The sequence below is a fragment of the Sporosarcina sp. ACRSL genome (genome assembly GCF_022346605.1).
Taxonomy (GTDB): Bacteria; Bacillota; Bacilli; order Bacillales_A; family Planococcaceae; genus Sporosarcina.
Window position 1 is genome coordinate 170,676 of the sequence record NZ_JAKRNT010000002.1, and the last position, 12,049, is coordinate 182,724.

General features: G+C 45.5%; 12 protein-coding genes. All 12 read right to left on the reverse strand.

Translation table 11 applies throughout. The features are described 5' to 3' along the window. Window positions 1-27: 27 nt before the first annotated feature. The 12 genes from rplB to rpoC all read right to left on the reverse strand — a co-directional run bounded on the left by rplB (window position 28) and on the right by rpoC (window position 12,028). On the reverse strand, window positions 28-858 hold the full coding sequence (gene rplB, locus MHZ92_RS04110; protein WP_239430262.1) for a 50S ribosomal protein L2: 831 nt from the start codon (window positions 856-858) through the stop codon (window positions 28-30). Between the two features lie 33 nt (window positions 859-891). After that, complete coding sequence (rplW, locus tag MHZ92_RS04115) at window positions 892-1,176, reverse strand: 50S ribosomal protein L23 (RefSeq protein ID WP_239430263.1); 285 nt, start codon at window positions 1,174-1,176, stop codon at window positions 892-894. Then, the gene (rplD, locus tag MHZ92_RS04120; protein ID WP_239430264.1) at window positions 1,176-1,799 is read right to left on the reverse strand and encodes a 50S ribosomal protein L4; all 624 of its coding nucleotides are present in this window, start codon (window positions 1,797-1,799) and stop codon (window positions 1,176-1,178) included. The genes rplW and rplD overlap by 1 nt, the downstream gene beginning before the upstream one ends. Window positions 1,800-1,824: 25 nt before the next feature. Further along, window positions 1,825-2,454, reverse strand: a complete 630-nt coding sequence (gene rplC, locus MHZ92_RS04125) for a 50S ribosomal protein L3 (protein ID WP_239430265.1) — start codon at window positions 2,452-2,454, stop codon at window positions 1,825-1,827. A gap of 39 nt (window positions 2,455-2,493) precedes the next feature. Beyond that, window positions 2,494-2,802, reverse strand: a complete 309-nt coding sequence (rpsJ, locus tag MHZ92_RS04130) for a 30S ribosomal protein S10 (protein ID WP_042478628.1) — start codon at window positions 2,800-2,802, stop codon at window positions 2,494-2,496. Window positions 2,803-3,093: 291 nt separating this feature from the next. Next, window positions 3,094-3,549, reverse strand: a complete 456-nt coding sequence (locus MHZ92_RS04135) for a hypothetical protein (protein WP_239430266.1) — start codon at window positions 3,547-3,549, stop codon at window positions 3,094-3,096. Between the two features lie 36 nt (window positions 3,550-3,585). After that, complete coding sequence (gene tuf, locus MHZ92_RS04140) at window positions 3,586-4,773, reverse strand: elongation factor Tu (protein WP_239430267.1); 1,188 nt, start codon at window positions 4,771-4,773, stop codon at window positions 3,586-3,588. A gap of 125 nt (window positions 4,774-4,898) precedes the next feature. After that, window positions 4,899-6,977, reverse strand: a complete 2,079-nt coding sequence (gene fusA / locus MHZ92_RS04145; RefSeq protein ID WP_239430268.1) for an elongation factor G — start codon at window positions 6,975-6,977, stop codon at window positions 4,899-4,901. A gap of 51 nt (window positions 6,978-7,028) precedes the next feature. Further along, window positions 7,029-7,499 (reverse strand): 30S ribosomal protein S7, encoded by a 471-nt coding sequence (gene rpsG, locus MHZ92_RS04150; protein ID WP_239430269.1) that lies wholly within the window; start codon window positions 7,497-7,499, stop codon window positions 7,029-7,031. Window positions 7,500-7,534: 35 nt separating this feature from the next. Further along, window positions 7,535-7,957, reverse strand: coding sequence for a 30S ribosomal protein S12 (gene rpsL, locus MHZ92_RS04155; protein WP_239430270.1), 423 nt, complete (start codon window positions 7,955-7,957; stop codon window positions 7,535-7,537). Window positions 7,958-8,062: 105 nt separating this feature from the next. Continuing rightward, the gene (locus MHZ92_RS04160; RefSeq protein ID WP_239430271.1) at window positions 8,063-8,311 is read right to left on the reverse strand and encodes a ribosomal L7Ae/L30e/S12e/Gadd45 family protein; all 249 of its coding nucleotides are present in this window, start codon (window positions 8,309-8,311) and stop codon (window positions 8,063-8,065) included. A gap of 120 nt (window positions 8,312-8,431) precedes the next feature. Continuing rightward, the gene (gene rpoC, locus MHZ92_RS04165; RefSeq protein WP_304649562.1) at window positions 8,432-12,028 is read right to left on the reverse strand and encodes a DNA-directed RNA polymerase subunit beta'; all 3,597 of its coding nucleotides are present in this window, start codon (window positions 12,026-12,028) and stop codon (window positions 8,432-8,434) included. Window positions 12,029-12,049 lie beyond the last annotated feature (21 nt).

Sequence of the window (12,049 nt, forward strand, 5' to 3'; positions counted from 1 at the left end):
CACTCACCGAACCGCAGCGTCATCACATTATTTTTTACGGCGACGAACGATAAGTTTGTCGGATTTGTTGTTTTTCTTACGAGTTTTGTAACCAAGAGCTGGTTTACCCCAAGGTGTAACTGGGCTCGGACGGCCGATTGGTGTACGTCCTTCACCACCACCGTGTGGGTGATCGTTAGGGTTCATGACAGATCCGCGAACTGTTGGACGTTTGCCCATCCAGCGTGAACGACCTGCTTTACCGATGTTGATCAATTCATGTTGTTCGTTACCGACTTGACCGATTGTTGCACGGCATGTAGCAAGAACCATACGAACTTCACCGGATTGTAGACGGATGATGACATATTTGCCTTCACGTCCTAGAAGTTGTGCAGATGTACCTGCAGAACGAACTAGCTGACCGCCTTTACCTGGTTTCAATTCGATGTTGTGGATAGTAGAACCCATTGGGATATTTTCAAGTGGAAGTGAGTTCCCAACTTTGATATCCGCTTCTGGACCTGACATGACTGTCATGCCTACTTCCAATCCTTTTGGAGCAAGGATGTAACGTTTTTCCCCATCAGCATAGTTGATTAGGGCAATGTTTGCAGAACGGTTTGGATCGTATTCGATCGTAGCAACGCGTCCTGGAATGCCATCTTTCCGACGTTGGAAGTCGATGACACGGTATTGGCGCTTATGGCCTCCACCTTGGTGACGAACAGTCATCCTACCTTGGTTGTTACGTCCGCCTTTACGCTTAAGTGGTTCAAGCAATGATTTTTCTGGCTTATCTGTTGTAATAGCAGAGAAGTCTGAAGAAGTCATGTTACGACGTCCGTTGGAGGTAGGTTTATATTTCTTAATCGCCATTTGTGTTCCCTCCTTCGTTTATTTACGAGTCAATTACATTTCGAATAGTTCGATGTCTTTTGAATCAGCAGTCAAAGTTACGATCGCTTTTCGGCGTTTGTTTGTGTAACCAGCATGTTTACCCATACGTTTGAACTTACCTTTGTAGTTCTGTACGTTGACTTTTTCCACTTTCACTCCGAAGATTTCTTCGATAGCTTGCTTTACATGCGTTTTGTTAGCGCGTGTATCAACTTCGAAAGTGTACTTTTTATATTCCATTTGTTCTGAAGAACGCTCGGTAATGACCGGACGTTTTAGTACATCACGTGCTTCCATTAACCAAGCACCTCCTCAATTTTTTGAACTGCATCTTTAGTGATGACGAGTTTGTCATGAGCGACAAGGTCAAGCACGTTGATGCCGTTTGCTGTAACGACGCTGATTCCAGGGATGTTACGAGCGGACAATGCCACTGCTTCATCAAGGTCAGCTGTTACGAACAATGCTTTTTTATCGATTGACAGATCGTTAAGGACCTTTGTGAATTCTTTTGTTTTTGGAGCGTCGAATGTAAGACCATCCAATACGATGATTTCTTCATCGCGTACTTTCGTAGAAAGCGCTGAAAGAAGTGCCAAACGACGAACTTTCTTAGGAAGTTTGTAGCTGTAACTTCTTTGAGTCGGACCGAATACGATACCGCCTCCACGCCATTGTGGTGAACGGATCGACCCTTGACGAGCACGGCCTGTTCCTTTTTGGCGCCATGGTTTGCGACCACCACCAGCAACTTCCGCGCGAGTTTTTACTTTGTGGTTCCCTTGACGCAATGAAGCGCGTTGTTGAACCAATGCTTCGAATAGAACAGCTTCATTTGGCTCGATACCGAAGATTGCTTCGTTCAATTCGATGTCGCCAACTGAAGAACCTGTCTGACTTAGTACGGATACTTTAGGCATTTTTGTTTCCTCCTTCCTTTAAGAATTAGTTCCCTTTGATTGCGCTTTTCACTGTGATAAGTGATTTGCGTGCTCCTGGAACATTACCTTTTACTAGCAACAAGTTACGCTCAGCGTCAACTCGTACGATTTCAAGGTTTTGGATCGTAACAGTGTCTCCACCAGTACGTCCTGGCAATTTTTTACCTTTGAATACGCGTTGTCCGTCAACCGCACCTAGTGAACCTGGCGCACGGTGGAAACGGGAACCGTGACTCATTGGTCCGCGTGAGAATCCGTGGCGTTTAATAACACCTTGGAACCCTTTACCTTTTGATACTCCTGTAATGTCGACGATATCGCCTTCTGCGAATGTATCGACTTTGACTTCCTGACCAACTTCGTACCCAGCTACGTCTACTCCGCGGAATTCGCGAATGAAGCGCTTAGGTGCCGTTTCAGCTTTTGCAACGTGTCCTTTTTCAGGTTTGTTTGCAAGCTTCTCACGTTTGTCGTCGAATCCAAGCTGGATTGCTTCGTAGCCGTCTGTTTCAGTTGTCTTCTTTTGAAGAACAACGTTTGGAGCAGCTTCAATCACAGTTACTGGAATGAGATCGCCGTTTTCAGCAAAAATTTGCGTCATGCCGACTTTTCTCCCTAAGATTCCTTTGGTCATTTGTCACACCTCCTGAATTAATAAGTTTTATTTTATCGATTAAAGTTTGATTTCAATGTCAACGCCAGATGGTAGATCGAGTTTCATCAATGCATCGACAGTTTGTGGTGTCGGATTGACGATATCGATAAGACGTTTATGCGTACGCATTTCGAACTGCTCGCGCGAATCTTTGTACTTATGTACCGCACGAAGAATTGTATAAACAGATCTTTCAGTTGGAAGAGGTATCGGACCTGATACGCTTGCACCTGAACGTTTTGCTGTTTCTACGATTTTTTCAGCTGACTGATCAAGAATTCTGTGATCATATGCTTTTAAACGAATACGAATCTTCTGTTTTGCCATTACTTTCCCTCCTTCTCGCCTATTTTCTAGACATTCTCCACGGAAATTTCCCACACACATGCCATGGCAAAGCGGCCGGGTGTGTCGGCAACCTCCCGCTTCATCGCAGTCAAAGACCAACATTCAACATTATACACAAGGAAAAAGAATCCCGCAACCCTTTTGGCGAAATTCTTTTATCGACTTTTTAATTATAATAGGGTGCTACTCATATTTCAACTATAAAGATGCAATTTACATGAAAAATAGCTTGGTTTTTACGAACTGCGTTAAACCGCGTAATATGAGGAGCTAATCTATGTAGCCTATAGTAAATTCATAAGATTTTTGCGAACTTTTGCGGTTTTTAATAGAGCAGTAGGGTGAGTTCATTTTGTTATTTAGAAATACAAAAAGTAGCAAAGAAGATTCGATGAGATCGCTTGTTTTGAGCGTGGGACGGATCGGTTTGAGCGCGATATGACTTACTTTAAGCGCGAAACGGTTGTCTTTGGGCGTGGAATGACTCACATTGAGCGCGATACGGCTGTCTTTGGGCGCGGAATGACTCACTTTGAGCGCGATACGGCTGTCTTTGGGCGCAGGACGGCTCACATTAGACGCGCAGCACCTCTCTTTGGACGCGCGACGACTTGCTTTGGACGCGCAGCCAGCAGTTCTCTTTAATGTGTCTATACTATATACCGCGGCTTCAATCCATTCATCAACTTCAGTTATGATCCGATCGCGCCAAATGCCTTTGACCATCAAAAAATCCCGCACAAGTGCGGGATTTTAAAGTGATTACTTTTCGATTGTTGCTACAACGCCAGCGCCTACTGTACGTCCACCTTCACGGATTGAGAATTTAGTACCTTCTTCAATCGCGATTGGAGCGATTAGTTCAACTGTCATTTCAACGTTGTCGCCAGGCATAACCATTTCTACGCCTTCTGGAAGAGAGATGATTCCAGTTACGTCAGTTGTACGGAAGTAGAACTGTGGGCGGTAGTTAGAGAAGAATGGAGTGTGACGTCCACCCTCTTCTTTTGAAAGAACATAAACTTCTGATTTGAATCTAGTGTGTGGTGTGATTGTACCTGGTTTAGCAAGTACTTGACCACGTTCGATGTCTTCACGAGCTACCCCACGAAGAAGTGCACCGATGTTGTCTCCAGCTTCTGCATAGTCAAGAAGCTTACGGAACATTTCAACACCTGTTACAGTAGTTGATTTTGGCTCTTCAGTCAAACCGATGATGTCAACAACGTCACCAACTTTAACTTGTCCACGCTCAACACGTCCTGTAGCAACTGTACCACGGCCTGTGATTGAGAATACGTCCTCAACTGGCATCATGAACGGCTTGTCAGTGTCACGTGGTGGTGTTGGGATGTACTCGTCAACAGCGTTCATAAGCTCAACGATTTTCTCTTCCCACTCAGGCTCACCTTCAAGTGCTTTAAGAGCTGAACCTTTAATGACAGGAATGTCGTCGCCAGGGAACTCATACTCAGAAAGAAGGTCACGGATTTCCATTTCAACAAGCTCAAGAAGCTCTTCGTCGTCAACCATGTCACATTTGTTCATGAATACAACTAGGTAAGGAACACCTACTTGACGAGAAAGAAGGATGTGCTCACGAGTTTGTGGCATTGGGCCGTCAGCTGCAGAAACAACTAGGATTCCGCCGTCCATTTGAGCTGCACCAGTGATCATGTTTTTAACGTAGTCAGCGTGACCTGGGCAGTCAACGTGTGCGTAGTGACGCTTGTCAGTTTCATACTCGATGTGTGAAGTATTGATTGTGATTCCACGCTCTTTTTCTTCTGGAGCGTTATCTACGTCAGCGTAAGATTTCGCTTCTCCACCCATTCTTTTTGAAAGAACTGTTGCGATTGCAGCAGTCAAAGTTGTTTTACCATGGTCAACGTGACCGATTGTACCAACGTTAGCATGCTCCTTGGAGCGATCGAATTTCTCTTTACCCATTGTGGAATTCCTCCTTAAAAATATGAAAGTTTTATTTTTTATAAGCATGGAAGCTGGAGAAAGAATTCCCTCCAACTAACCATATCTTACAAGCAATCAATGATGGAAACAAGGATGAAATTGAATTATTCACCTTTATTTTTCTTGATAACTTCTTCTGCAATTGATTTCGGAACATCTTCGTAGTGATCGAATACCATCGAGAATACTCCACGACCTTGTGTATTCGAACGAAGTGAAGTTGCGTAACCGAACATTTCTGCAAGTGGAACCATTGCACGGACAACTTGAGCGTTACCGCGAGCTTCCATACCTTCTACGCGACCACGGCGTGATGTAATATCACCCATGATGTCGCCCATGTACTCTTCAGGAATGATGACTTCAACTTTCATCATCGGCTCAAGAAGAACAGGGTTACATTTTGCAGCTGCATTTTTTAGTGCCATGGAAGCAGCAATCTTGAACGCCATCTCGTTGGAGTCGACGTCATGGTAAGAACCATCGAATAGACGTGCTTTTACGTCGATCAACGGATAACCTGCAAGAACACCATTATTCAGGGAGTCACGAACACCCGCTTCAACGGATCCGATATATTCACGAGGAACAACTCCACCGACGACAGCGTTTTCGAATTCGAAACCTTTTCCTTCTTCGTTTGGCGAGAACTCGATCCAAACGTGACCGTATTGACCACGACCACCTGATTGGCGGACGAACTTACCTTCAACTTCCGCAGCAGTACGGAACGTTTCACGGTAAGAAACTTGTGGTGCTCCAACGTTTGCTTCAACCTTGAACTCGCGGCGTAAACGGTCAACGATGATATCAAGGTGAAGTTCACCCATACCAGCGATGATGACTTCGCCTGTTTCTTGGTCTGTATGCGCACGGAAAGTCGGGTCTTCTTCTTGAAGTTTCGCAAGAGCCGTACCCATCTTGTCTTGGTCGCCTTTTGTCTTAGGTTCAATTGCTACAGAGATAACCGGTTCTGGGAATTCCATGGACTCAAGAATGATTGGTGCTTTGTCGTCACAAAGCGTATCACCTGTTCCAGTATCTTTCAAACCGACTGCCGCTGCAATTTCTCCTGAATGTACTTCAGAGATTTCTTCACGGGAGTTCGCATGCATTTGTAGGATACGTCCTACACGCTCACGCTTACCTTTTGTAGAGTTCAAGACATATGAACCTGATTGAAGGACTCCTGAATACACACGGAAGAATGTAAGCTTACCAACATAAGGGTCAGTCATAACTTTGAACGCTAGAGCAGAGAATGGCTCTTCGTCGCTGGAATGACGCTCTTCTTCTTCTTCTGTATCCGGATTGACACCCGTCATTGCCGGGATATCGATCGGTGATGGCAAGTAGTCTACGACAGCGTCGAGAACTAATTGAACACCTTTGTTTTTGAAAGCAGTACCGCAAACCACTGGGTAAAATTCTACCGCTAGTGTAGCTTTACGGATTGCTGTTTTGATTTCTTCGACTGTAAGCTCTTCGCCGCCGAGGTATTTCTCCATGAGGTCTTCATCGAAATCTACGATTGCTTCGATCAATTTCTCACGGTACTCTTCAGCTTTCTCACGGTACTCTTCGGGGATATCTTCAACTGTAACATCCGTTCCTAGGTCGTTACCGTATAGAGTCGCTTTCATCTCAACTAGATCGATAATTCCGCTGAACGTATCTTCAGCACCAATCGGAAGTTGGATCGGGTGAGCGTTCGCTTGTAGACGATCGTGAAGAGTGCTTACGGAATAAAGGAAATCCGCACCCGTTTTGTCCATCTTGTTAACGAAAACAAGACGTGGAACTTTGTAGTTTGTCGCTTGGCGCCAAACTGTTTCCGTTTGTGGTTCAACGCCTGATTGAGCGTCAAGAACTGTTACGGCACCATCCAATACACGAAGTGAACGTTCAACTTCAACAGTGAAGTCTACGTGTCCTGGAGTATCGATGATGTTTACGCGGTGGCCTTTCCATGCAGCTGTTGTCGCAGCAGAAGTGATCGTGATTCCACGTTCTTGTTCTTGCTCCATCCAGTCCATTTGGGAAGCCCCTTCGTGCGTTTCACCAATCTTATGGATCTTACCTGTGTAAAAAAGGATCCGCTCCGTCGTTGTCGTCTTACCGGCGTCGATGTGAGCCATGATACCAATGTTACGAGTATTCTCTAAGGAGAACTCTCTAGCCATTTTGTATATCTCCTTCCGTTTCGGATTAAGGTGTCAATAAACTGGCCGATTTTACCAGCGATAGTGAGCGAATGCTTTGTTCGCTTCTGCCATCTTATGCATTTCTTCACGGCGTTTCACGGATGCACCAGTGTTGTTGGAAGCATCAAGGATTTCATTCGCAAGACGCTCTTCCATCGTTTTCTCACCACGTGAGCGAGAGTAGTTCACTAGGTAACGCAATCCGAGAGTTGTACGGCGTTCAGGACGAACTTCGACCGGAACTTGGTAGTTCGCACCACCGACACGGCGAGCACGTACTTCAAGAACTGGCATAACATTGTTCAATGCTGCTTCAAATACTTCTATAGGGTCTTTACCTGAACGTTCTTTCACAAGTTCAAACGCACCATAGAGGATATTTTGAGATGTACCTTTTTTACCGTCCACCATCATTTTGTTGATAAGACGAGTAACAAGCTTCGAATTGTAAATCGGATCTGGCAATACGTCACGTTTTGCAACAGGACCTTTACGAGGCATATTGTTTTCCTCCTTTCGAAATAATCATTCCGTTATTAGTTTTTCTTTTCTTTAGGTCTTTTCGCACCGTATTGTGAACGGCTTTGCATACGGCCAGTAACTCCAGCAGTATCAAGCGCTCCACGTACGATGTGGTAACGAACACCCGGTAAGTCTTTTACACGTCCTCCGCGGATAAGAACAACGCTGTGCTCTTGAAGGTTGTGACCTTCACCAGGGATATATGCGTTCACTTCCAAAGTGTTTGTCAAACGAACACGCGCATATTTACGAAGAGCCGAGTTCGGTTTCTTCGGAGTCATTGTACCCACACGAGTACAAACACCTCTTTTTTGTGGCGAGTTGACATTTGTCATCGACTTTTTGAAGCTGTTATAGCTTTTTCCGAGTGCTGGTGCCTTGGAAGTGTCCGATTTCGATTTACGAGGTTTGCGGACCAATTGGTTAATTGTAGGCATCGGATTTCCTCCTTTCACTGTGCTTTTTTTGTAAGACCACACATCCAGGTGGTTCATTTTTGGGGTAAAAACAAAGTCTTTGTGTGTTTAATCACACAAAAACCATCATACAGTAATGGCGACGACGGACGCACCGACTTGAATGCCGCATGCCTGACCGAGCTTTTCCCTCGAATCAACATAACTCACTTCAATGCCGTGAATCGCTGCTTCCCCGATTACCGGGTCAATCAGCTTCCCTTCGGCATCTTTTGCGATGACGACTTCCTTCACTACGCCTGACTTTATCGCTTTCACTGTTTGCTTTGTACCGATGATTGTCTTCTTTGCCTGCTCGACTTTTTCATAAGACATTGTTGCATCCTCCAAAGTACAGACATTCAACTATCAACCTTTTGTATATTACCATTTGCAAAGAAGCCTGTCAACAATAAATAGAAAATGGGGAGAGGATTTTTCTCTCCCCACCACTACTTATTCAACACTAGCTGCTGTCGTCGCCTCTTCATCATGTTCCATTTGAATTTGACGATAACGTTGCATACCCGTTCCAGCCGGAACAAGTTTTCCGATGATGACGTTCTCTTTCAATCCGAGCAATTCATCTGTTTTTCCTTTGATTGCTGCATCAGTCAAGACACGAGTCGTCTCTTGGAAGGACGCCGCAGAAAGGAACGATTCCGTTTCAAGTGAAGCTTTTGTAATACCGAGAATGACCGGACGAGATGTTGCCGGAACTTTTCCGTTCTTCAATACTTCTGCGTTCGCTTCAGAGAATTGGTGGATATCGAGCAATGAGCCCGGAAGAAGATCCGTGTCCCCTGCTTCGATGACACGCACTTTGCGAAGCATTTGGCGAACCATTACTTCAACGTGCTTATCTCCGATTTCAACACCTTGCATACGGTATACTTTCTGAACTTCTTTAAGAAGGTATTCTTGTACAGTCGCAACGTCTTTGACGATGATCAATTCTTTCGGATCGATGGAACCTTCTGTAATATGGTCTCCACGGTCGATCGAATCGCCGATCTGCACTTTCAAGCGGGCATTATATGGCGCGAGATACTTGCGTGTCTCGACTTCCCCTTGAATCGTAATTTCCTTCTGACCTTCTCGGATTTCGTCAATCTCGATGACCTCACCTTTGATTTCGGAAATGACTGCTTGCCCTTTCGGATTACGGGCTTCGAAAATCTCTTGGATACGCGGAAGACCGGATGTGATGTCATCCCCGGCAACCCCACCTGTATGGAATGTACGCATCGTAAGCTGTGTACCAGGCTCACCGATCGATTGCGCAGCGATAATACCCACTGCTTCGCCGACTTCAACCGCTTCGCCTGTTGCAAGGTTGATGCCGTAACATTTCTTACAAATACCATGTTTCGTGTTACATGTGAACGCTGAGCGAATTGTAACTGATTCGATGCCTGCCTTGATGATCGTATTTGCAAGATCGGCAGTGATCAGGCCATCTTTCGGTACAATCACTTCGCCAGTTTCCGGATGACGGATCGTCTTCTTCGTATGGCGACCTTCAATACGCTCTTCCAACGTTTCGATGATTTCCGTACCTTCCGTAAGCGCGGTGATGCGCAAGCCTCTGTCCGTTCCACAATCATCTTCCCGAACGATGACGTCTTGTGCTACGTCAACGAGACGGCGAGTCAAGTAACCGGAGTCAGCAGTTTTCAACGCTGTATCCGCAAGACCTTTACGAGCACCATGCGTGGAAATAAAGTACTCGAGTACAGTCAATCCTTCACGGAATGATGACTTGATCGGCAACTCGATGATACGACCAGCCGGGTTGGCCATCAATCCCCGCATTCCCGCGAGCTGTGTAAAGTTAGACGCGTTACCACGGGCTCCTGAGTCACTCATCATGTAAATAGGGTTTGTATTTTCAAGAGAGTCCATCAGTTTATCCTGGATAATGTCCTTCGCGTTACTCCAGTAGGAAATGACACGGTCATAACGCTCTTCTTCCGTAATAAGACCACGGCGGAATTGCTGCGTCACTTTATCTACTTTATCTTGAGCCTCTTGCAGGATTTCGTCTTTATTCGGCAATACGACGATGTCGGAAATACCAACTGTGATTCCTGCGCGAGTAGAATATTTGAATCCTAGGTTTTTCATCCGGTCCAACATTCTCGAAGTTTCCGTAATATGGAATCTCTTGAAGATTTCCGCGATGATGTTTCCGAGGATTTTTTTACGGAACGGAAGAACGATCTCCGCATTTTGAATATGCTCTTTTACATTGACTGTGCCATCGATGAAATATTTATCCGGCGTTTCAACTTGTAAATTGTGATTCGTCGGTTCATTGATGTACGGGAATGATTCTGGAAGAATTTCATTGAAAATTAACTTCCCGACCGTCGTCAATAAAAGTTTACGGTTCTGCTCTTCTGTAAATGTCGGGTTGTTCAACGACCCCGCTTGGATGGCAATTCTCGTATGCAGATGGACGTGGCCTGTTTGATATGCAATCAAAGCCTCGTTCGTATTGCTGAAAATCGATCCTTCACCGATTGACCCTGCTCGCTCCAATGTAAGGTAATAGTTACCTAATACCATGTCTTGAGATGGGGTTACGACCGGTTTTCCATCTTTCGGGTTCAAGATATTTTGCGCAGCAAGCATTAGCAAACGCGCTTCAGCTTGAGCCTCTGCAGAAAGCGGAACGTGAACAGCCATTTGGTCTCCGTCAAAGTCGGCGTTGTATGCCGTACAGACGAGTGGATGAAGCTGAATGGCACGGCCTTCCACCAACATCGGTTCGAATGCCTGAATCCCAAGTCTGTGAAGGGTAGGAGCGCGGTTCAGTAAGACCGGGTGCTCTTTAATGACATCTTCAAGGACATCCCAAACTTCAGAATGCAAACGTTCAATTTTACGTTTCGCACTCTTAATGTTGTGGGCAAGTCCGCGTTCGACTAATTCCTTCATAACGAAAGGCTTGAACAGTTCGATAGCCATTTCCTTCGGAAGACCACATTGATACATTTTCAAGTTAGGACCTACGACGATTACCGAACGGCCTGAATAATCGACCCGTTTACCCAATAAGTTTTGACGGAAGCGACCTTGCTTCCCTTTCAACATATGGGAGAGGGATTTCAACGGACGATTTCCTGGTCCTGTTACCGGACGTCCGCGTCTTCCGTTGTCGACGAGTGCATCGACAGCTTCTTGCAGCATCCGTTTTTCGTTCTGCACGATGATGCCAGGTGCGCCAAGGTCAAGTAGACGTTTCAACCGGTTGTTACGGTTAATGACTCTCCGGTAAAGATCATTCAAATCGGAAGTTGCAAAACGGCCGCCGTCCAGCTGTACCATCGGACGCAATTCTGGAGGGATGACCGGCAACACTTCAAGAACCATCCATTCTGGGCGGTTTCCTGAGTTACGGAAAGATTCGACGACTTCCAAGCGTCTGATCGCACGAGTACGACGTTGACCTTGTACAGTCTTCAACTCTTCCTTCAGCATTTCCGTTTCTTTATCAAGATCGATTGCCATTAGAAGCTGCTCGATCGCTTCAGCACCCATGAGCGCTTGGAATTTGGAACCGTATTTTTCACGGTATAGCCTGAATTCCTTCTCGGAAAGCAATTGTTTCCGTTCAAGTGGTGTATCCGCTGGGTCGATGACAACATAAGATGCGAAATAAATGATTTCTTCGAGCGCACGTGGCGTCATATCTAGAATAAGGCCCATTCTGCTTGGGATTCCTTTGAAGTACCAAATATGTGTAACCGGTGCTGCAAGCTCAATATGCCCCATACGTTCACGGCGAACTTTTTGTCGTGTCACTTCAACGCCGCATCGATCACAGACGACGCCTTTGTAACGAACGCGTTTATATTTACCGCAGTGGCATTCCCAGTCTTTTGTAGGTCCGAAGATCCGTTCACAGAACAGACCGTCCTTCTCTGGCTTTAATGTACGATAGTTGATCGTTTCGGGTTTTTTCACTTCACCGTAGGACCAAGAACGAATTTTATCCGGTGAAGCAAGGCCGATTTTCATATACTCAAAATTGTTTACATCTATCAAGGAGCCTACCTCCCTCTTATC